The sequence below is a fragment of the Staphylococcus sp. 11262D007BW genome (genome assembly GCF_053547815.1).
The window spans coordinates 98,107-119,775 of the sequence record NZ_JBPWPJ010000001.1 but is presented as its reverse complement, the minus strand read 5'-3'; the positions used below and the strand labels follow the sequence as shown (position 1 = coordinate 119,775).

The 21,669-nt window shown below is 37.5% G+C and carries 16 protein-coding genes, 1 tRNA gene and 2 rRNA genes; 2 read left to right on the top strand and 17 right to left on the bottom strand.

The window, feature by feature from the left end:
• Positions 1 to 182: 182 nt before the first annotated feature.
• The 9 genes from gltX to ACEE93_RS00560 form a co-directional block, all read right to left on the bottom strand.
• The gene (gltX, locus tag ACEE93_RS00600; protein ID WP_449156185.1) at positions 183 to 1,637 is read right to left on the bottom strand and encodes a glutamate--tRNA ligase; all 1,455 of its coding nucleotides are present in this window, start codon (positions 1,635 to 1,637) and stop codon (positions 183 to 185) included.
• Between the two features lie 129 nt (positions 1,638 to 1,766).
• Positions 1,767 to 2,246 (bottom strand): 2-C-methyl-D-erythritol 2,4-cyclodiphosphate synthase, encoded by a 480-nt coding sequence (gene ispF / locus ACEE93_RS00595; RefSeq protein WP_449156184.1) that lies wholly within the window; start codon positions 2,244 to 2,246, stop codon positions 1,767 to 1,769.
• Position 2,247: 1 nt separating this feature from the next.
• Positions 2,248 to 2,937 (bottom strand): 2-C-methyl-D-erythritol 4-phosphate cytidylyltransferase, encoded by a 690-nt coding sequence (ispD, locus tag ACEE93_RS00590; protein ID WP_449156183.1) that lies wholly within the window; start codon positions 2,935 to 2,937, stop codon positions 2,248 to 2,250.
• Positions 2,938 to 3,999, bottom strand: coding sequence for a PIN domain-containing protein (locus ACEE93_RS00585; protein ID WP_449156182.1), 1,062 nt, complete (start codon positions 3,997 to 3,999; stop codon positions 2,938 to 2,940).
• Between the two features lie 12 nt (positions 4,000 to 4,011).
• Positions 4,012 to 5,385, bottom strand: a complete 1,374-nt coding sequence (radA, locus tag ACEE93_RS00580; protein WP_449156334.1) for a DNA repair protein RadA — start codon at positions 5,383 to 5,385, stop codon at positions 4,012 to 4,014.
• Positions 5,386 to 5,517: 132 nt separating this feature from the next.
• Positions 5,518 to 7,974 (bottom strand): ATP-dependent Clp protease ATP-binding subunit, encoded by a 2,457-nt coding sequence (locus ACEE93_RS00575; protein ID WP_449156180.1) that lies wholly within the window; start codon positions 7,972 to 7,974, stop codon positions 5,518 to 5,520.
• A gap of 13 nt (positions 7,975 to 7,987) precedes the next feature.
• Entirely contained in the window at positions 7,988 to 8,992 is a 1,005-nt protein-coding gene (locus tag ACEE93_RS00570) for a protein arginine kinase (protein WP_449156179.1), read from the bottom strand.
• Positions 8,985 to 9,503 (bottom strand): UvrB/UvrC motif-containing protein, encoded by a 519-nt coding sequence (locus ACEE93_RS00565; RefSeq protein WP_449156207.1) that lies wholly within the window; start codon positions 9,501 to 9,503, stop codon positions 8,985 to 8,987. Before ACEE93_RS00565 ends, ACEE93_RS00570 begins: the two co-directional genes overlap by 8 nt.
• A 13-nt stretch (positions 9,504 to 9,516) precedes the next feature.
• On the bottom strand, positions 9,517 to 9,978 hold the full coding sequence (locus ACEE93_RS00560) for a CtsR family transcriptional regulator (protein WP_449156178.1): 462 nt from the start codon (positions 9,976 to 9,978) through the stop codon (positions 9,517 to 9,519).
• A 161-nt stretch (positions 9,979 to 10,139) separates the two neighbouring features.
• Here ACEE93_RS00560 and ACEE93_RS00555 point away from each other — a divergent pair, with 161 nt between their 5' ends.
• Entirely contained in the window at positions 10,140 to 11,345 is a 1,206-nt protein-coding gene (locus ACEE93_RS00555) for a NupC/NupG family nucleoside CNT transporter (RefSeq protein WP_449156177.1), read from the top strand.
• 92 nt (positions 11,346 to 11,437) lie between these two features.
• Here ACEE93_RS00555 and ACEE93_RS00550 read toward each other — a convergent pair whose 3' ends face one another.
• The 4 genes from ACEE93_RS00550 to pdxS form a co-directional block, all read right to left on the bottom strand.
• Positions 11,438 to 12,301: an IS3 family transposase gene (locus ACEE93_RS00550; protein WP_449156206.1), complete on the bottom strand. Its 864-nt coding sequence runs from the start codon at positions 12,299 to 12,301 to the stop codon at positions 11,438 to 11,440.
• A 5-nt stretch (positions 12,302 to 12,306) separates the two neighbouring features.
• Positions 12,307 to 12,846 carry a helix-turn-helix domain-containing protein gene (locus ACEE93_RS00545; protein WP_449156333.1) on the bottom strand — a complete coding sequence of 180 codons (540 nt, stop codon included), beginning with the start codon at positions 12,844 to 12,846 and terminating at the stop codon, positions 12,307 to 12,309.
• Between the two features lie 104 nt (positions 12,847 to 12,950).
• Positions 12,951 to 13,505, bottom strand: a complete 555-nt coding sequence (pdxT, locus tag ACEE93_RS00540; protein WP_449156175.1) for a pyridoxal 5'-phosphate synthase glutaminase subunit PdxT — start codon at positions 13,503 to 13,505, stop codon at positions 12,951 to 12,953.
• A gap of 1 nt (position 13,506) precedes the next feature.
• A complete protein-coding gene (pdxS, locus tag ACEE93_RS00535) occupies positions 13,507 to 14,394 on the bottom strand; it encodes a pyridoxal 5'-phosphate synthase lyase subunit PdxS (protein ID WP_449156174.1) in 888 nt (295 codons plus the stop codon).
• A 109-nt stretch (positions 14,395 to 14,503) separates the two neighbouring features.
• Between pdxS and pdxR the strand changes: the two genes are divergently transcribed.
• On the top strand, positions 14,504 to 15,907 hold the full coding sequence (pdxR, locus tag ACEE93_RS00530) for a MocR-like pyridoxine biosynthesis transcription factor PdxR (RefSeq protein WP_449156332.1): 1,404 nt from the start codon (positions 14,504 to 14,506) through the stop codon (positions 15,905 to 15,907).
• 85 nt (positions 15,908 to 15,992) lie between these two features.
• Here the strand turns inward: pdxR and ACEE93_RS00525 are convergent, their stop codons facing one another.
• From ACEE93_RS00525 to ACEE93_RS00510, 4 genes are all read right to left on the bottom strand, one after another.
• Positions 15,993 to 17,897 (bottom strand): FUSC family protein, encoded by a 1,905-nt coding sequence (locus ACEE93_RS00525; protein ID WP_449156331.1) that lies wholly within the window; start codon positions 17,895 to 17,897, stop codon positions 15,993 to 15,995.
• A gap of 242 nt (positions 17,898 to 18,139) precedes the next feature.
• Positions 18,140 to 18,254, bottom strand: a 5S ribosomal RNA gene (rrf, locus tag ACEE93_RS00520).
• A 73-nt stretch (positions 18,255 to 18,327) separates the two neighbouring features.
• Positions 18,328 to 21,249, bottom strand: a 23S ribosomal RNA gene (locus ACEE93_RS00515).
• A gap of 293 nt (positions 21,250 to 21,542) precedes the next feature.
• Positions 21,543 to 21,619, bottom strand: a tRNA-Ile gene (locus tag ACEE93_RS00510).
• Positions 21,620 to 21,669: the final 50 nt, after the last annotated feature.

Below are 21,669 nucleotides of genomic sequence, written 5' to 3'. Positions count from 1 at the left end.
GACTCACTCTTTTAATCATTCAGTTATGACTATAAAGGTGCATTCAACAAACGTTGTGATGTACTCACAGCAACCGTACACTCTCTGAAACACGCGGTTTGTTTACTAATCCTTTATTCAAATTACAATTTCATAGTAGTTGATTTCAATAAAGATATCAAGCTAAATTATTCAAACATAACTTATAGCTGTTTTTGAAGGCGGTTAAGTACTTTTTCTTTACCTAAAACTTCCATTGTATCTGGTAATTCAGGGCCATGCATTTGACCTGTCACTGCTACTCGAATTGGCATAAATAATTGTTTACCTTTAATGCCAGTTTCTTTTTGAACAGATTTGATTGTTTTTTTAATGTCCGCTGCTTCAAACGGTTCTAAAGCTTCTAATTTACCGTATAAGCTGTGCATTAATTCAGGAACTTGTTCGCCTGCTAATACTTCTTTTGAGGCTTCATCAAGTTCTTTTTCATCACGGAAGAATAGTTCAGATAATGGCACAATTTCGCCAGCATAACTCATTTGATCTTGATAAAGAGATACGAGTTTACGACCCCAATCTAAATCTTCTTCAGATGGTGATTCAGGTAATAGTCCTGCTTTAATCATGTGTGGCAGTGTCATTTCGAAAACTGTTTCTGAATCTTTTTCTTTCATATATTGGTTGTTAATCCATTCTAATTTTTGTTTATCAAAGAAAGCTGGAGATTTTGATAAACGTTTTTCAGTGAAGATATCAATAAATTCTTCTTTACTGAAGATTTCTTCTTCACCTTCTGGAGACCAACCAAGTAAAGCGATAAAGTTAAATAGCGCTTCTGGTAAGTAACCTAAATCGCGATACTGTTCGATGAATTGTAGAATTTGACCATCACGTTTACTTAATTTCTTACGTTGTTCGTTAACAATTAAAGTCATGTGAGCAAAACGAGGTGGTTCCCATCCAAATGTTTCATAAATCATTAATTGTTTTGGCGTATTTGAAATATGGTCATCACCACGAATAACATCAGTAATCTCCATGTAGTGATCATCTATTGCGACAGCAAAGTTATAAGTTGGAATACCATCTTTTTTCACAATAACCCAGTCACCAAAGTTATCTGAATCAAAAGATACGTCACCTTTAACCATATCGTTAAATTGATATGTTTTATTTTGTGGTACACGGAAACGAATAGATGGTTTACGTCCTTCTTTTTCAAATTGTTCACGTTCTTCTTCCGTTAAATGGGCATGTTTGCCACCGTATCTTGGCATTTCGCCTCTTGCAAGTTGTTCTTGACGTTCTTCTTCTAATTCTTCTTCAGTCATATAACATTTATATGCTTTGTCTTCTGCAAGTAATTGTTCGATTAATGGTTGATAAATGTGACCTCGTTCAGATTGGCGATATGGACCATATCCTTTGTCATTATCTACTGATTCATCCCAGTCTAAACCTAACCATTTTAAGTTTTCAAACTGAGATAATTCACCATCTTCTAAATTTCGTTTTGTATCTGTATCTTCAATACGAATGATAAAGTCTCCATCATAATGTTTTGCAAATAAATAATTAAATAATGCTGTACGCGCATTACCAATATGCAAATAACCTGTTGGACTTGGTGCATATCTCACTCTAACTCGATTACTCATTTCGTTCACTCCTGTTATAGTTTCAATTAATTCATTATAGCATGTCAACACACCTTATGCACAAGGTGAAAAGGTGTAGAATTTTTGATTCACATTGCAATAAAAAGTACGAATACTTACTCGTTAACTTTATTGTTGACCAACTAGGGAAACAATCGCTTGAGCAGCAATCCCTTCTTCTCGACCGACAAAACCAACTTTTTCACTAGTCGTAGCTTTCACATTAACTTGTTGAATATCAACATCAAATAATTCTGCAATTATTGTTCTCATTTGATCGATATGGGGTCTAAATTTAGGTTTTTCAGCAATAATCGTCGCATCAACGTTATTAATGATATACCCTTCTGCTTGTACCGCTTTGTAAGCTTCTTTTAATAGGTGCTTTGAGTCTGCATCTTTAAACTGTGCATCAGTGTCTGGGAAGAGCTTTCCAATATCTCCCAACGCACACGCACCGAGCATTGCATCAGTAATAGCATGTAACAATACATCAGCATCACTATGCCCCTTTAAACCATGTGTATGAGGTATTTCAAGTCCCCCAATTATTAAAGGACGACTTTCATCTAATACGTGCACATCATAACCTAATCCAACTCTAAACATCTTACGCTTCTCCCCTTTTCTTTAATATTGCTTCAGCATAAGTTAAATCTTCTTCTGTTGTTACTTTAATATTATCGTATTCCCCTTCTACCATATAAATAGCATGACCTGCATTTTCCAGTAAAGAGGCATCATCCGTACCTATGAATCCTTCTTCAGAAGCTTGATCATAAGCTGTTTTTAAATTCTTAAATGTGGCACCTTGTGGTGTTTGCACTTGCCATAAATGATCACGATTTAATGTTTGTGTGACATATTGGTCTGTCACAACCTTAATTGTATCTTTGGCTTTAACCCCAATGACGGCGGCACCAACATCTTTAATCGCATCCAATAAACGATGGATTGTCGCCTGTGAAATAAAAGGACGTGCCCCATCATGTACGATGACAGTGTCCTCATCATTGAGCGAGACTGCTCGTAAAACGCGATGGATACTTTCTTGACGTTCTGCGCCACCATCTACCATTGCTTTTACTTTTTGATACGGCTTTAACATGTCTTCAAAATCTTTGCGATCTCTTGGGTGGATCGCAAGGTAAATCCCTTCACACGCTTCATCCGCTTCAAACACATCTAATGTATGCTCTAAAAGTGTTTGATGATTTAACGTGATACGTAATTTATTATAATCACGACCCATTCGAGTGCCTTTACCTGCTGCTGGGATAATAACATGATATGTTTCCATCTACTGCTCCACCTTTTTAGCAAAAATAATACGACCTGCTGTATTTTGAAGTACACTGACAACTTCTAAAGACAACAATTTGTTGATGTCATTTCGAGCATGATCAACGACTACCATTGTGCCATCGTCGAAATAGCCAACACCTTGGCCCGGTTCTTTACCGACCTTAGTAATTAATAATTCAAATTGCTCTCCTTGACGCATGGTCGAACGTACTGTATTCGATAATTCATTCACATTTAATACCTTAACGCCATGAATATCACATACTTTGTTTAAATTATAATCCGTTGTAATAACATGAGCATGATAATGCTGAGCTAGTTTCACTAATAATTCATCAATCTCACCATACCCTTTTTGCGGGTGGATAATGCGAGAGGGATGCGGCGTTTTATGAATTTCGTTTAAAATCTCTAACCCTCGACGTCCCTTATCTCGTTTAATACTATCGGTCGAATCAGCTACCACTTGTAACTCATTAATGACGCCTTGAGGAATTAATAATTCACCATCAATAAACCCAATTTTAAGGATATTTAGTATGCGCCCATCAATAATAGCACTCGTATCAAGCAGTTTCGGTACTGCATTTCTAGCACTTTTAGAAACAGAACGCGCCATGTTTTCAGGTAAGAACATGAGTAATTCATCTCTTTTTTTCAAACCAAATTGAAAACCTAAATAGCCAAGGAGTAGCGTAAGTATGATGGGAATAATCTTACTTAATAAACCACTGCTAAGTAATCCGATAATAAATGAAATCATCACAGAAATCAGCAAACCCATCAGTAAGCCAATCGTCGCAAACATAATTTCTAGTGCGCTATAACTAAAAACAATTTGTTCTAAATCTTTAATACTTAACACTAATTTGGGAATGGTCCAGCCTAACACTAAGAAAAGCACCGCAATGCCTATTCCTGCAGCGATATAACCATTCTCTAAAATAGAAGGATGCGTCACATTAAAATCCTTTAAAATTTCAGGCAAAATTAATACACCGAGCACACTGCCCACCGATATAAAAGAAATTACGACAAGTAGTTTAATCACTCTCATAGTATCACGCCTTTACATAGACTTAAATGCGTGTTTCAGTGCTTCGTTCACAGACGTTACACCAATAATTTCTAGGCCTTCCGGATAAGTCCAGCCTCCGATATTCGTTTTAGGTATGATCACACGCTTAAATCCTAACTTAGCCGCTTCTTGCACACGTTGTTCAATACGAGACACACGACGCACTTCACCTGTTAAACCAACTTCACCAATATAACAATCTAAACCTGCCACCGCTTTATCTTTAAAGCTCGACGCAGTGGCAATAATGACACTTAAATCAACGGCAGGTTCTGTTAATTTAACACCACCTGCAACTTTAATATAAGCATCTTGTTGTTGTAATAAATAGCCTTCTTTTTTCTCAAGGACAGCCATTAACAAACTTAAACGATTGTGATCGATGCCTGTCGCCATACGTCTCGGATTGTTAAATGTAGTTGGCGTAACTAATGCTTGGACCTCTATTAATAAAGGACGTGTACCTTCCATCGTTGCCACAATTGTCGATCCTGGCACATTAGTAGAACGTTCTTCTAAAAACATTTCAGATGGATTTAACGCACTCTTTAATCCTGTTTGCTTCATTTCAAAGATACCCATTTCATTAGTTGAGCCAAAACGGTTTTTGACGGCGCGTAATATACGATACGCGTGATGTTCGTCCCCTTCAAAATAAAGCACAGTGTCCACCATATGTTCTAGTAATCTTGGACCTGCAATTTGGCCTTCTTTCGTCACATGACCAACGATAAACGTAGCAATATTCATCTGTTTAGCAATATGCATCAAACTTTGCGTACTTTCTCGTACTTGTGAAACAGATCCTGGTGCTGAACTAATCTCTGGATGATAAATCGTTTGAATGGAATCTACAACAATTAAATCTGGATCTATCTTTTTCACTGCTTCATGAATAATTTCTAAGTCTGTTTCAGCAAACACGTTTAATTGGCTCGCATCTTCTTCCAATCGATCCGCACGTAATTTTGTTTGATTTAAAGACTCTTCCCCTGTGATATAGAGTACTTTTTGTTGTTGTGATAAAGCTGCACACATTTGTAATAGCAATGTAGACTTCCCTATACCAGGGTCCCCACCGATAAGTATTAGTGAGCCTTCAACAATACCGCCACCTAACACACGATTAAATTCCTTACTATTTGTCAAAATACGAGGTGATTGTTCTTGTTTAACCTCACTCAATTTTTGTACTTTAGACAAGTCTTGTTTATCTGCACGCACACCATGTTTCGGTTGCGCTTGTTTTTGCATAATTGATTCTTCTAATGTATTCCACGCACCGCAATTAGGACATTTACCCATCCATTTAGGCGACTGATAACCACACGCAGTACATTCAAAAATCACTTTTTTCTTAGCCATGCAAACACCTCCGACGCTTCATATAACATATCTATTTTATACTTGTCGTAGCAACATGACAAATATTCACCCTAAATAAAAAACTAGAGCCCAGTTCATGGACTCTAGTATACGTTATTCGTTTAACCGATTTTATTCAGATTCAGAAACTGGTTCTTCGTTTGTACGTTCGGAGATATTATATTGATAAGATTCACCATCATAATCAATAGTTACGTTTTTACCTTCTAATTCTTTACCTTCTAAGATTAATTCACTTAAGTTATCCTCTACTGTTTTTTGAATTGCTCGAATTAATGGACGTGCACCATATTCTGGGTCATAGCCTTCATCAGCAATTTTATCTTTTGCAGCTTCAGTCACTTCTACGTGAATATCTTGTTCTGATAAACGATCAGTTAAATTGCTAACCATTTTCGTAACAATTTCTTTCAATTCTTCTTTTGTTAATTTGTGGAAGACAATAATGTCATCGACACGGTTTAAGAATTCTGGACGGAATGCATTTTTAAGTTCTTTCATCATTGTGTTGCGAATTGTTTCATAGTCGTTAGCTTGAGAAGAACCACCAAATCCTGCAAAACGTTGATCTTGTAATTCTTGAGCACCGACGTTAGATGTCATCACAATTACTGTATTGCGGAAATCCACTCGACGGCCTTTCGTATCTGTAAGGTGACCATCATCTAACACTTGTAATAAAATGTTGAAAACATCTGGGTGTGCTTTTTCAATTTCGTCAAATAGAATGACAGAATATGGTTTGCGACGTACTTTTTCCGTTAATTGACCACCATCGTCATGACCTACATAGCCTGGAGGCGCTCCAACTAAACGGCTCACAGCATGTTTTTCCATAAATTCACTCATGTCCACTCGAATCATCGCATCTTCTTCACCAAACATTGATTCTGCAAGTGCACGTGCCAATTCTGTTTTACCAACACCTGTTGGTCCTAGGAAAATAAAGCTACCGATTGGACGTTTAGGATCTTTAAGTCCTGCACGAGCTCGGCGTACCGCTTTAGAAATTGAAGTCACCGCATCTTTTTGACCAATAACACGTTTATGCAATGTAGATTCTAAGTTTAAAAGACGGTCAGATTCTGTTTCATTTAAACGTGTTAACGGAATACCTGTCCATCCAGCAATAACTTCTGCGATATCTTCTGCAGCTAATGATGTGTGTTGACCACCTTGATTATTTTTCCATTCATTTTTCGCTTCTTCATATTGTTTTTCTAATTTTGATTGTTGATCTCTTAAATTTGCTGCATTTTCGAATTCTTGTGCATGTACTGCTGCATCTTTTTCATTTTTCACTTGTTCAATTTTTTGTTCAATGTCTTTTAAGTTTGAAGGTGTTGTATGACTTTTAAGACGAACTTTAGAGCTTGCTTCGTCAATTAAATCAATTGCTTTATCTGGTAAAAAGCGGTCTTGAACATAACGATTACTTAACTTAGCAGCTGCTTCCACCGCTTCGTCTGAAATATTGATGCGGTGATGCGCTTCATAACGATCACGTAAACCTTTTAAAATTTCAATTGTATCTTCTACTGTTGGTTCATCAACTTGAACAGGTTGGAAACGTCTTTCTAATGCTGCATCTTTTTCGATATTTTTACGATATTCATCTAATGTTGTTGCACCGATACATTGTAATTCACCGCGTGCTAAGGCAGGTTTTAAAATATTAGACGCATCAATCGCACCTTCTGCACCGCCTGCACCAATCAATGTGTGTAACTCATCGATAAATAAAATAACGTTACCAGCTTGGTGAATTTCTTCCATTACTTTTTTCAAACGCTCTTCAAATTCCCCACGATATTTCGTACCAGCAACAACGGTACCCATATCTAATGACATCACACGTTTTTCTTTTAATGTTTCAGGTACTTCATTATTCACAATTGCTTGTGCTAATCCTTCTGCAATTGCTGTTTTACCTACCCCTGGTTCACCAATTAATACAGGGTTATTTTTAGTACGACGACTCAATACTTCGATGACACGTGTAATTTCTTTATTACGACCTACTACTGGATCAAGCGTGCCATCTTTTGCAATCACTGTTAAATCTCTCGCTAGACTATCTAAAGTTGGTGTATTATTTGATTTATTAGCTTGGCCTGATTTTTGAGTTAACTCTGGGCTACCTAATGCTTTAACCACTTGAGCTCTTGCTTTTGTAATATTTAAATCGAGGTTTGCAAATACACGTGCTGCTACCCCTTCATTTTCTCTAATTAAACCAAGTAAGATGTGTTCAGTACCAACAAAATTGTGTTGTAACTTACGTGCTTCATCCATTGATAATTCAATAACTTTTTTGGCACGCGGTGTATAATGCAATGCACCAATATGCTCTTGGCCATATCCTATTAACTTTTCAACTTCTGTCACTACTTTGTCTTCTGTAATATCAAAACTTTCTAGTACTTTGGCAGCAATGCCTTCAGGTTCTTTCATTAAACCTAATAATAGATGTTCAGTACCAATATTTGAATGGTTTAAGCGAATTGCTTCTTCTTGTGCATGTGCTAAAACACGTTGTGCACGTTCTGTAAGTCTACCAAATAACATATGTCGACCTCCGTTATATATATTTCCTTAATATATTTGCTCTTTTTTCTTCAATCGTTTGCTCGTCTACATCATCGATTAAAAATGGCGACTGAATAGCCATCATTAATTCATTAAATTTAAAATGTGTGATATCTAAAATGCCTAAATCAATACCTAACTTAATATCACTCAATCGATATGAAGCTTCTTCAATTGAGATGAGACGACTATATTTTAAAATACCGAGGGAACGGTATATACGATCTAATGTTTTCATTTTTTTATGACTTAATAGTCGTTGGCGTAATTCTAATTCTTCATTAATAATTTGGTGTACCAGTTCTGTTAACGCATCGATAATTTCTTGTTCGCTTTTACCTAATGTTAATTGATTCGATACTTGATATACATGACCATATACCTGAGAACCTTCACCATATATACCACGAATCGTAAAACCAAAACGATTAATAGTCTGTGCGATACGATTCATACGTTTCATGATGGATAGACCTGGAAGATGTAACATGACACTTGCACGCATGCCTGTACCGACATTTGTAGGGCACGTTGTTAAATAGCCTAACTCTTCATCATAACTAATCTCTACATGTTCATCTAATTGATCATCGATTTGAGAGGCGCGTTCAAACAATGTGTTCAGAGATAAATCAGTGCCCATTGCTTGAATGCGTACATGGTCCTCTTCATTAACCATAACACTCATCGATTCATCATTATTCACTAACACTGCAGCAGCTGGTTGTTTCGTTAAGTCAGGACTAATTAAATGTTTAGCAACAAGCTTGTATTTACTCTGTTGGTCTAACTCATCCATTCTTAAAACACTAAGCTCTGGCAAAGCATCCTGTACTTCATTAATGACCCGAAATCCTTCTTCTTCTGACGGAAACATTAATGGGTGTACATAATTTTGAAGGTTACGAGCAAGTCGAATACGTGAAGACATCACAACTGGTTGCTCTTGACCTTCTTGCATCCATTCACCTATGTGTGCATTCAAATCTTCAGTCATCACGTTTCAACTCCTTGCTTTCCTGCTCAAGTGCTTTAATCTCATCCCGTACTACTGCTGCTTGTTCAAACGCTTGTTTCGCTACAAGCTCATCTAATTCTGCTCTCTTAGACTCCAATTGTCTTTTAAGTGCTTGTTTGTGTTCTGACGATTTAGGCCACTTTCCTGAGTGCTCTGTATGACCACCTTGAACACGTCGTACAATATCATAGACATCTTCTTTAAACGTTTGATAACAATCATGACAACCAAATTTACCGACATGAGCGATATCTTTAAGTGTCATTTGACATGTAGGGCAACGTTTGGCCTCACGATAAACGACTTGATCAACATTAATACCTTGTTTAGCAGCAAGATGTTGGAGGATTTGTTTAATCACAAATGTACCTTCTACATCTTCACCACCATGCCATTCGTCATCATTGGAATCATGCATCGCTTCTTGAAACCACTTCGCATGTGGACGATGTTTAAATTGTCGCTCAAGTTTTAATTTATCGCTCTCCATCATTTATCACCTTCTAATAATAATTAATTACAGGTAGTAAGCGTTTAAGAATATTTGCACGTATAATATCTCTCGCAGCTACATCCATTTTTAATGTTTCCCTATCTACCACTGCTGAAATCATTTTAGCTTCACGTTCTGTTATTAAATTATTTTCAAATAAACCGTCAATAATATAATAAGCCTGTTGTTGAGAAATTGATGTACCAATTAAATCCATTAAACGCTTAATATAATCAGCATGATCTTTCGTTTCAACTTTGGTGATACGAATATAACCGCCACCACCACGTTTACTTTCAATTTCATAGCCGTGTTCGTTAGTAAATCGCGTTTTAATGACATAATTTAATTGAGATGGCACACAATCGAAACGTTGGGCAATATTGGCACGTTGAATTTCTACAACATCATCTTGCGCTTCCTCAAATAACTTTTTAATGTACTGTTCTATGATGTCTGACATGTTATGCATTTAATCACCCCTTTTGACCATCTTTGACTATATTATATGACCAACTTTGACCTTTTTCAACCAATTTGATTTTATTTTCTTTAATTTATTGTGTCGTTAACCCTTGTTTTGTTGTATCATAAGCTTAGTGAAATTTTATATAACATGAGAGGTGTAATGGGATGCACATTTTAATTGGGATTATTGGGATAATTATTTTTATCGCACTTGCATGGTTAGTAAGTTCAGATAAGAAAAATGTTCGTTGGCAATACATAGGCCTCATGCTGTTAATACAAGTTATCCTTGCCTTCTTCTTATTAAAAACAACAATTGGAATCAAAATTGTTAGTGGAGTCGCAACAGGCTTTAACTATTTATTAAGTAAAGCGGGTGAAGGTGTTAACTTTGTATTTGGTGGCTTAGCAAACAAAGGTGAAAGTCCATTTTTCATTGATGTTTTACTACCTATTATTTTCATTTCAGCGCTTATCGGTATTTTACAATATTTAAGAATTTTACCAGTGATTATTAATGTTTTAGGCCTTATCATTTCTAAAATAAATGGTATGGGACGTTTAGAATCTTATAACGCAGTTGCTTCTGCAATCTTAGGACAATCTGAAGTATTTATTTCTCTAAAAAAACAACTACCACATATACCAAAACATCGTTTATACACATTAACAGCTTCTGCGATGTCGACAGTATCTGCCTCTATCATTGGCGCATACTTTACATTAGTTGATCCAAAATATGTGGTAACAGCTGTCGTACTTAACTTATTCGGCGGTTTTATCATTGCTTCGATTATTAATCCTTATAAAGTAAGCGAAGAAGATGATAAATTATTAATTACTGAAGATAACAAAAAACAATCCTTTTTCGAGATGCTAGGAGAATACATTTTAGACGGATTTAAAGTGGCAGTCATTGTTGGTGCAATGTTAGTCGGTTACATTGCATTAATTGCTTTATTAAATGGTCTAGTTGGAGGTTTCTTTACACTTGTTTCAGGCGGTTCAATTAATTGGGACTTCCAAACTTTAATTGGTTTTGTATTTGCGCCACTTGCCTTCTTAACGGGTATCCCTTGGGCGGATGCTGTAGAAGCAGGGTCCATTATGGCAACGAAGTTACTATCAAATGAATTTGTAGCGATGACGCAATTAGGCAACGTTGAAGGTATTTCTGATCGTGCTATGGGTGTCGTTTCAGTATTCTTAGTTTCATTTGCAAACTTTAGCTCAATTGGTATCATTTCTGGTGCGATTAAATCATTAAACAGTGAAAAAGGTGATATGGTTGCACGTTTTGGTATCAAGTTATTATTTGGTGCGACACTTGTATCATTCATTTCAGCAACAATTGCCGGCTTCTTCTTATAAGCCAACATAGTCAATGCACTTGTCGAACAATACATTTAAAAATACCCAGGCCGCAACAATTGTGTACTGAACCCCAAAAGTTGTACTTTTGTTTAGTATACTATTTCAAAGGTTTGTTTCCTATATTGTGCAGGAGACAAGCCTTTTAATTTTGTTTTAATTCTAGTATTATTATAAAAATTTATATATTCATGTATTGCTTGTTCCAGTTGTTGGAAATTGCCAAATGCTTTTCCATAAAACATTTCTTGTTTTAATAATCCAAAGAAATTCTCAATTAAAGAATTGTCTAGACAATTTGCTTTCCTAGACATACTTTGAAATATTTTATTCTTTTTAAGAATATTAATATACGACTTGTGTTGGTAATGCCAACCTTGGTCAGAGTGTATCGTCATACGATAGTTAAGATTAGGTCGTTTCATTAGTGTCTCATTTAAAGCGTCAATGACAATATCTAGTGTAGGACGTGTAGAAATACTATAGCTTAAGATTTCAGAATTATATAAATCCATAAAAGGCGAAAAATATAATTTAGTGCCATCAGACAATTTGAATTCTGTGATATCAGTTACAATTTTTTGAAATGGTCGATCTGTATTAAAACGACGTTTTAATAAATTGTTTGATACTTCGCCAATTGTTCCTTTATATGAACTATATTTGCGATTTTTATGATTGAATTTTGTACATGTTAATCCTAGTTCTTTCATTATTCTTCTTACTTTTTTATGATTTACAGTTATTCCTCTATTTTTCAATGTTTGAGTAACTCGATGATATCCGTAAGTGTAGTCACAGGTATCACATATTTCTTTAATTGCTTCCACAATTTCATTATTTTTATCTGGTTTTTTAAAACAATTAATCCAATAGTAATAAACTGATTTAGCTATTTCTGAGATTTTAAGTAATAGGCTTAACCCAAAATTTAATGTTTCATGTAATTCTTTAATGATTTTTACTTTTTCGGATGTTTGATTGCGTAACGTTGGGTCAAGCTTTGTAACTTTTTTTGATAAGCTATACCTGCTTTCAACACTTCATTTTCATTTCTAAGTCTTTCTAATTCTTCACGTTCACTTTCTTTTAATGGCAAGTCGTTTCGTTTAATTGATGTTTGTTTTCTTTTCATTTTAGAAGGCCGTCCTCTCTGTTTTTTATCTAAACCGAGAATTCCTTCTTCATCAAATTTGCGTTGCCAAGCGGCCAACATAGCTGGATTAGAAATTTTAAAGTGGTTAGTTGTTTCTCGGTAAGATAACTTATTTTCTTGTCTAAATCTTAAAATAGATACTTTAAAATTTCTAGTATATACTTTATTTTTCAATTTTTTGTCTAACCCTTCGGGGCCTAATTCCAAATATTGATTAACCCATCTTCTTACCATTGATTTATCAGATAGATTATATTTTTCTGCTAACTTTAAATAACCTAACTCACCTTGTAAATATTCTTGAACTATTTTTAATTTGATTTCATATTTATAATGTTTACCCATAAAAATGCACCCCATAAAGTTAGATTTTTTAGTCCAACTTTTGGGGTGCACATCATTGTTGCTTCCTGGGTATTTTCATTCCTAATATTCAATTCACACGTTATCTATGAAATAACATTTTCGATAAAGTATTGTATGATACTGTAATCCTCTGTTAGCTCAGGATGAAATGAGACGCCTAAATATTTGCCTTGTCTGACAGCAATGATTTTGTCCTCTACTGTCCCTAACACGTCTACAGTATCTTCTACAGATTGAATGTGTGGCGCACGTATAAATACACCTTCTACAGGTTGCTCTATACCTTTAATCGATAACTCTGCTTCGAAACTATCTACTTGTCTACCAAAAGAATTACGCTCAACAGTAATATCTAACTTTTTAAGGTAGCCTTCCTCGTCTACGATATCTTTCGCAAGCACAATCAATCCTGCACATGTACCAAACATCGGTAAGTCAGATTGTTGGAGCGCTTCTTTAAAACCATATAAGTTCATTAGACGACGTAATGTCGTAGATTCGCCGCCAGGTATAATTAATCCATCAATCGTATCAAGTTGTTCCACTTTTTTGATATAAACACCTTCGTGACCACATGCTTCAATATGGCGAATATGTTCACGTACAGCTCCTTGTAAAGCTAATACACCAATTTTCATCTTACCAACCACGCTCTTGCATACGTTCTTCTAACGACAATTGATTCACATCTAAACCTTTCATCGCTGTACCTAATTCTTGTGCAAGTTGACCAATTAATTTATAGTCTTGGTAATGTGTTGTAGCTTGGACAATAGCTTTAGCAAATGTTTCAGGATCTTCTGATTTAAAAATACCTGAACCAACAAATACACCATCTGCACCTAATTCCATCATTAACGCTGCATCCTGAGGTGTTGCTACACCACCTGCTGCAAAGTTTACGACAGGTAAACGACCATGTTTCTTAATATCTTGCAAGATTTCGTAAGGTGCACCTAGATTTTTTGCTTCTGTCATTAATTCATCATCGCTCATCACAGTGATACGGTTCACTTCTTGATTAACTTGTCTCATGTGACGGACAGCTTCAACAATATTACCAGTTCCTGGTTCACCTTTTGTACGTAACATTGCTGCACCTTCACCGATACGACGTGCTGCTTCACCTAAGTTACGGCAACCACATACGAACGGTACTGTATAATCACTTTTCTTCAAATGAAAAACTTCATCAGCTGGCGTTAATACTTCTGATTCGTCAATATAATCTACACCCATTGCCTCTAACACGCGTGCTTCAGTAATATGACCAATACGACATTTAGCCATGACTGGAATAGAAACAGCGTTCATTACTTCTTCTACAATTTTTGGATTACATGCACGGGCCACGCCACCTGCTGCTCTAATATCAGAAGGCACACGCTCTAATGCCATGACAGCAACAGCACCTGCTTCTTCAGCAATTTTGGCTTGTTCTGCATTGACAACGTCCATGATGACGCCACCTTTTTGCATTTCAGCCATACCACGTTTAACACGTTCTGAACCAATTTGTTTACTCATTCGTCTTTTCCCCCTTTTTTCCTTTACTATTGTAGCGTATACTAAAATCTGAACTGCTAAAAGTGCCAAAATACATAAAATTTTAAAGGTCAGATTGAAGGTGTAAATTATGGAAATGTTAATGTTTAATATTCAAAAATCCAAAGAACAACCGATTTATATCCAACTATATGAAAAAATTAAAGATCATATCATCGAGGGAACCATTCATGAAGGCGAAAAATTACCTTCTAAACGCCAATTAAGTCATTATTTATCGATTAGTCAAACTACTATTGAACATGCATATGGCTTATTGATTGATGAAGGCTTTATTTATAGCAAAGCCAAATCTGGATTTTATGTCAGTGATATTGAATCCTTACCGTTCATTCAACCGAGTCATTCTCCAGAACTATCATCTAGTCATAAGACAACAGAGACCACTTTTAAACCGCGCTATGCTTTTAAATTAGGTGCGATTGATAAGGCTCACTTTCCATTTGAGCAATTTCGGAAATATGCTAAAGAAGCGTTTGAGGACCTTCAACATGATCTAGTTGAAACTGGCCACATTCAAGGTGATTACAGACTACGCTTTCAAATTAGTCAGTATTTATTTCATAGTCGTGATGTGAAATCTTCACCTGATCGAATTATTATTGCTTCTTCTACTGAACAATTATTATCTATTATTACCGATATCTTACCTAAAAATAGCGCATTTATGTTAGAAGATCCTATCTATCGTCAAGTTCGTCAATTATTAAAACGAAAACATATTGCTTTTGACTTTTTACCCATCGTACAAGACGGTATTGATACACAATCTATAAATCACATTCCTCAAAATGTGATTTATATTACACCAAGCCATCAATTTCCAACTGGAGTCACAATGCACATTAAAAAAAGGATTCAACTATTAAAATGGGCAAATCAAAATCCTAATCGGTACATCATTGAAGATGATTATGACTCAGAATTCCGTTACGAAAGTAAACCAATTCCTGCGTTACAAAGTTTAGATCAAACAGGTAATGTAATTTATGTGAGTACCTTTTCAAAGTCTATATCACCGACATTACGTATTGCTTATGCTGTACTCCCACAAAGTTTGATCCACCGTTATCATCAAACCACCAATATTGAAGGTGGCACAGTACCACGCCATACTCAATTTATGGTGACACGCTTTATGGAAACAAACCAATTTGAAAGACATTTAAATCGAATGCGTAAAATTTATAGACAAAAACGTGATAAATTGTTAAAAGTACTCAATCAATATCCGCATCTTTTTAAAGTCACTGGCGAACAAACAGGCATGCATTTTGTTATTGAAATTTTAAATGGCCGCTCTGAAAAAGAATGTATCCATCGTTTTAAACAAAATGATATTCATATCAAACCTATTTCTCATTATTTCTTTAAACACCCACAACATCGTCCTGTATTTGTACTAGGGTTTGGTGGTATTCCAATCGAAGCCTTAGAAGATTATGTCGATCAATTAATTCAAAGCATCCAATAACTACTGAAAATTGTTCACCTCATAACAAAAGCCAGTTTACCGACTCTATTCAAGTAGTCAATAAACTGGCTTTGCTTTATACCTTCTAATGTTTTAATAAATTTGGATTACGTTTATCTTGATAATCATATAACTCAATTTTTTGTAATTGCATTAACGACTGACGAATTTGTGTGTAATACGGTAACTGTGGTAAATCAATAACCACTTGATCTTGCTTACCTTGGTCAAAATACTTGGCAATATTTTCAAAGACAAGTAAATATTGTCCCATCGTACGACGGTCAATATCATAATGACGCGCATCATATAATAATTGCACAAGCTGAAAATTAATTTGCTCTATCAAGAACATCGCAGGATAAAAATACTGTGTTCTTTTATTGTTAGATAACAATTCTCCATATGCATGACGATACATCACATTCATATTTTCAACACTTAATTTAAGACGTAATTTATCACGTGTTTGATATTTTTGTTTATCATAATCTAAGTTTGAAAATAAGGAATGAAAGACTTGTGCTTCTATCCTTACAACCTCTCCAATAGATTCTGGTAAGAGTTTAGACGCTAATTGACGTCCAATAATCAGAACCCCAATAATTGCAATCAGCACACCGACTGTGGTATCAAGCAATCTTGGAATAGCAATCATAATAGATAAACTACCTTGCGCTAGACCGCTTAGAAAAATAACTTGTACGGTAATGGCAAACATTGCTAAAGCATAATTCGCAGCCACTAACATTTCTGTAATTGCACCACTTAAGCACATAACAAGGACAATAACGACTAAACTTGGTTGAAAACTCAAAATAACGGTAGCAATACCTACACCAATCAATGTTCCAACCCAACGCGCACCACCTCGTTCAATACTGGCAATCGTTGTACTACCAATCAGAACCGTATGTGCACTTAAAGGAATCCAATACGCCCGTTCAAAATCAAATAACATTGCGATAAGAATTGAAATACCAATAATAACAGTATATCTTAATGTCGCAATAAAATTCATTGACGCTGGCGTTAAATTGTATAACAGACGTTGATTGTATTTTGGAGAACGTATTTCTATTTTTTTACGTACTTGTTCATTAGACATAATAAACACTTCATCAATATTAAAAATGAGTGTCACTAAATCATGAAATTCAGAAGAAACTTCCACTTTTTTACGCCATTTTTGCTGTACTTTTTCAGGATGAACAATACGCTCAGTCATATAATCCATCATTTCAATAATAATATTAGGTAACGGACGCTGACCCTTAGCATTTAACTCTAATAGTTCTGAATAAATCCCTTCAGCCATATGATGTAATAGAAAAAGTCGTTGATAAATATGTGACTTTTTTTGGGAATTAGCACCAATCGTATTTAATGTTTCTGATGAATTGATGAGGGTTTTCACAGTTGTTTTAGTTAAATCATTAAATTGATGTTGATCGTTAAAATGACGCACTAATTGTTGAACATGTAAAAAATCTGCAGTAACAGCTTCAGTCGCTGGTTTTTTACCTTTAATATGAGACTCAATCCATACTAAGATAATACATAATAAACCACCAATAGCCACTAACAGCCCTCTAAATAAAAAAGCATGGGGCTCATGAGGCATGACACTCGCTAAACTAAACGCAATAATAAAGAAAGTGGAAGAAGGTCCTGGAATAGCTAACGTATTAAAAATATAGTATGGCACGACTGCCATAATTAATAAAAATATCCCGAATAATAATGGGGAAGAGACCATCACAGTACCGAGCATCATTGCAATCGTTAAACCAAGTGCTGCAAAAGTAACAGAACGAATACGTGATGAAAATGTCCCTTTGAATACATAGATATGAGCAAATGTACCAATAGTAATTAATAACGCATTGGCAAAATCATTAAATAATAATCCGTAAAGCAAAGGGATTAACATTAATAGCCCTTGTCGAATCCCTCGAAATACATCAATATTCTCTTTATTGATATACATCAAATTTTTGATATAATTCCTCAAAATAAACGATCCCTTCTTTTTAATTAGTAGATAGTTAAAACAAATAGAATAATGAAGTTTATAGTATGTCAGAATGAACCTTTACATTAAAAAAGATTAGCATAATCTAATACAATAGCAATCGTTGAGACTTCGACACGAAAAAGCACTCTTAAATGTTGTGATAACAGTTAAGAGTGCTTATTAATTGGCTCATCGCATCCTATGCGTTTCAATCTACCTGGCGCCGTCCTACTCTTGCGGAACGTCAGTCCGACTACCATCGGCGCTAAAGAGCTTAACTTCTGTGTTCGGCATGGGAACAGGTGTGACCTCTTTGCCATTGGCACCAGATAAACTTGAATGTATTATACATTCAAAACTAGATAGTAAGTAGATTTTCAAGCAATCGCCTGAGTTATTAAAATTGATTAAGTCTTCGATCGATTAGTATTCGTCAGCTCCACGTATCGCTACGCTTCCACCTCGAACCTATTAACCTCATCATCTTTGAGGGATCTTATAACCGAAGTTGGGAAATCTCATCTCGAGGGGGGCTTCATGCTTAGATGCTTTCAGCACTTATCCCGTCCATACATAGCTACCCAGCTATGCCGTTGGCACGACAACTGGTACACCAGAGGTATGTCCATCCCGGTCCTCTCGTACTAAGGACAGCTCCTCTCAAATTTCCTACGCCCACGACGGATAGGGACCGAACTGTCTCACGACGTTCTGAACCCAGCTCGCGTACCGCTTTAATGGGCGAACAGCCCAACCCTTGGGACCGACTACAGCCCCAGGATGCGATGAGCCGACATCGAGGTGCCAAACCTCCCCGTCGATGTGAACTCTTGGGGGAGATAAGCCTGTTATCCCCGGGGTAGCTTTTATCCGTTGAGCGATGGCCCTTCCATGCGGAACCACCGGATCACTAAGTCCGTCTTTCGACCCTGCTCGACTTGTAGGTCTCGCAGTCAAGCTCCCTTATGCCTTTACACTCTTTGAATGATTTCCAACCATTCTGAGGGAACCTTTGAGCGCCTCCGTTACACTTTAGGAGGCGACCGCCCCAGTCAAACTGCCCGCCTGACACTGTCTTCCAGCACGATCAGTGCTGCGAGTTAGAAATCCAATACAATTAGGGTAGTATCCCACCAATGCCTCCACGTAAGCTAGCGCTCACGCTTCTAAGGCTCCTACCTATCCTGTACAAACTGTACCGAATTTCAATATCAGGCTACAGTAAAGCTCCACGGGGTCTTTCCGTCCTGTCGCGGGTAACCGGCATCTTCACCGGTACTATGATTTCACCGAGTCTCTCGTTGAGACAGTGCCCAAATCGTTACGCCTTTCGTGCGGGTCGGAACTTACCCGACAAGGAATTTCGCTACCTTAGGACCGTTATAGTTACGGCCGCCGTTTACTGGGGCTTCGATTCGTGGCTTCGCAGAAGCTAACCACTCCTCTTAACCTTCCAGCACCGGGCAGGCGTCAGCCCCTATACATCACCTTACGGTTTAGCAGAGACCTGTGTTTTTGATAAACAGTCGCTTGGGCCTATTCACTGCGGCTCTTCGGAGCGTGAACCCCAAAGAGCACCCCTTCTCCCGAAGTTACGGGGTCATTTTGCCGAGTTCCTTAACGAGAGTTCGCTCGCTCACCTTAGAATTCTCATCTTGACTACCTGTGTCGGTTTGCGGTACGGGCACCAAATATCTAGCTAGAGGCTTTTCTCGGCAGTGTGAAATCAACGACTCGAGGAAACAATTTCCTCTCCCCATCACAGCCTGACCTTACGAGTGCCGGATTTGCCTAACACTCAGTCTCACTGCTTGGACGTGCACTCCAACAGCACGCTTCGCCTATCCTACTGCGTCCCCCCATCGCTTAAAACGATTGTTGGTGGTACAGGAATATCAACCTGTTATCCATCGCCTACGCCTATCGGCCTCAGTTTAGGACCCGACTAACCCAGAGCGGACGAGCCTTCCTCTGGAAACCTTAGTCAATCGGTGGACGGGATTCTCACCCGTCTTTCGCTACTCACACCGGCATTCTCACTTCTAAGCGCTCCACATGTCCTTGCGATCATGCTTCACCGCCCTTAGAACGCTCTCCTACCATTGTCCAAAGGACAATCCACAGCTTCGGTAATATGTTTAGCCCCGGTACATTTTCGGCGCAGTGTCACTCGACTAGTGAGCTATTACGCACTCTTTAAATGATGGCTGCTTCTAAGCCAACATCCTAGTTGTCTGGGCAACGCCACATCCTTTTCCACTTAACATATATTTTGGGACCTTAGCTGGTGGTCTGGGCTGTTTCCCTTTCGAACATGGATCTTATCACCCACGTTCTGACTCCCAAGTTAAATTATTTGGCATTCGGAGTTTGTCTGAATTCGGTAACCCGAGAGGGGCCCCTCGTCCAAACAGTGCTCTACCTCCAATAATCATCACTTGAGGCTAGCCCTAAAGCTATTTCGGAGAGAACCAGCTATCTCCAAGTTCGATTGGAATTTCTCCGCTACCCTCAGTTCATCCGCTCACTTTTCAACGTAAGTCGGTTCGGTCCTCCATTCAGTGTTACCTGAACTTCAACCTGACCAAGGGTAGATCACCTGGTTTCGGGTCTACGACCAAATACTCATTCGCCCTATTCAGACTCGCTTTCGCTACGGCTCCACATTTCCTGCTTAACCTTGCATCAGATCGTAACTCGCCGGTTCATTCTACAAAAGGCACGCCATCACCCATTAACGGGCTCTGACTACTTGTAAGCACACGGTTTCAAGTTCTCTTTCACTCCCCTTCCGGGGTACTTTTCACCTTTCCCTCACGGTACTGGTTCACTATCGGTCACTAGAGAGTATTTAGCCTTGGGAGATGGTCCTCCCAGATTCCGACGGAATTTCACGTGCTCCGTCGTACTCAGGATCCACTCAAGAGAGAATCAGCTTTCGACTACAGGATTGTTACCTTCTTTGATTAACCTTTCCAGGTTATTCGTCTAACTCATTCTTTTGTAACTCCATAAGAGTGTCCTACAACCCCAACAAGCAAGCTTGTTGGTTTGGGCTCTTCCCGTTTCGCTCGCCGCTACTCAGGGAATCGATTTTTCTTTCTCTTCCTCCGGGTACTAAGATGTTTCAGTTCTCCGGGTCTACCTTCTCATGTGCTATGAATTCACACATGGATAACACGACATGACTCGTGCTGGGTTTCCCCATTCGGAAATCTCTGGATCACAGCTTACTTACAGCTCCCCAAAGCATATCGTCGTTAGTAACGTCCTTCTTCGGCTTCTAGTGCCAAGGCATTCACCGTGCGCCCTTAATAACTTAATCTAGACGTTCTGATAAACGCTTGCATTCTGTTTCATTATTTCACAATCACTCAGTTACTTACGCGTAGTAAGCGCCTTCGTTCTTGTTCATGATTCATAGACTGACAAACGTTTTCATTCACGTCTGTCACTTCTATTACAGAACACTCGTTACCATCACCAGTTATTAATTATGCGAGTCGTTTTTCAACGACTAGCGATAATTGTTTGTTTCAAGCGTTCGCTTGTAACTCGGTTTTTGCTTGGTAAAATCTATACTTACTTATCTAGTTTTCAATGTACAATTAATTTAAATGGTGGGCCTAAGTGGACTCGAACCACCGACCTCACGCTTATCAGGCGTGCGCTCTAACCAGCTGAGCTATAGGCCCATTATAAATGTTCGAATGAACATTCAAAACTGAATACAATATGTCACGTT

Excerpts from the sequence above, each read along its gene's own strand:
- gltX (WP_449156185.1), bottom strand. The coding sequence starts at position 1,637 with ATGAGTAATCGAGTTAGAGTGAGATATGCACCAAGTCCAACAGGTTAT.
- ispF (WP_449156184.1), bottom strand. The coding sequence starts at position 2,246 with ATGTTTAGAGTTGGATTAGGTTATGATGTGCACGTATTAGATGAAAGT.
- ispD (WP_449156183.1), bottom strand. The coding sequence starts at position 2,937 with ATGGAAACATATCATGTTATTATCCCAGCAGCAGGTAAAGGCACTCGA.
- ACEE93_RS00585 (WP_449156182.1), bottom strand. The coding sequence starts at position 3,999 with ATGAGAGTGATTAAACTACTTGTCGTAATTTCTTTTATATCGGTGGGC.
- radA (WP_449156334.1), bottom strand. The coding sequence starts at position 5,385 with ATGGCTAAGAAAAAAGTGATTTTTGAATGTACTGCGTGTGGTTATCAG.
- ACEE93_RS00575 (WP_449156180.1), bottom strand. The coding sequence starts at position 7,974 with ATGTTATTTGGTAGACTTACAGAACGTGCACAACGTGTTTTAGCACAT.
- ACEE93_RS00570 (WP_449156179.1), bottom strand. The coding sequence starts at position 8,992 with ATGACTGAAGATTTGAATGCACACATAGGTGAATGGATGCAAGAAGGT.
- ACEE93_RS00565 (WP_449156207.1), bottom strand. The coding sequence starts at position 9,503 with ATGGAGAGCGATAAATTAAAACTTGAGCGACAATTTAAACATCGTCCA.
- ACEE93_RS00560 (WP_449156178.1), bottom strand. The coding sequence starts at position 9,978 with ATGCATAACATGTCAGACATCATAGAACAGTACATTAAAAAGTTATTT.
- ACEE93_RS00555 (WP_449156177.1), top strand. The coding sequence starts at position 10,140 with ATGCACATTTTAATTGGGATTATTGGGATAATTATTTTTATCGCACTT.
- ACEE93_RS00545 (WP_449156333.1), bottom strand. The coding sequence starts at position 12,846 with ATGGGTAAACATTATAAATATGAAATCAAATTAAAAATAGTTCAAGAA.
- pdxT (WP_449156175.1), bottom strand. The coding sequence starts at position 13,505 with ATGAAAATTGGTGTATTAGCTTTACAAGGAGCTGTACGTGAACATATT.
- pdxS (WP_449156174.1), bottom strand. The coding sequence starts at position 14,394 with ATGAGTAAACAAATTGGTTCAGAACGTGTTAAACGTGGTATGGCTGAA.
- pdxR (WP_449156332.1), top strand. The coding sequence starts at position 14,504 with ATGGAAATGTTAATGTTTAATATTCAAAAATCCAAAGAACAACCGATT.
- ACEE93_RS00525 (WP_449156331.1), bottom strand. The coding sequence starts at position 17,897 with ATGTATATCAATAAAGAGAATATTGATGTATTTCGAGGGATTCGACAA.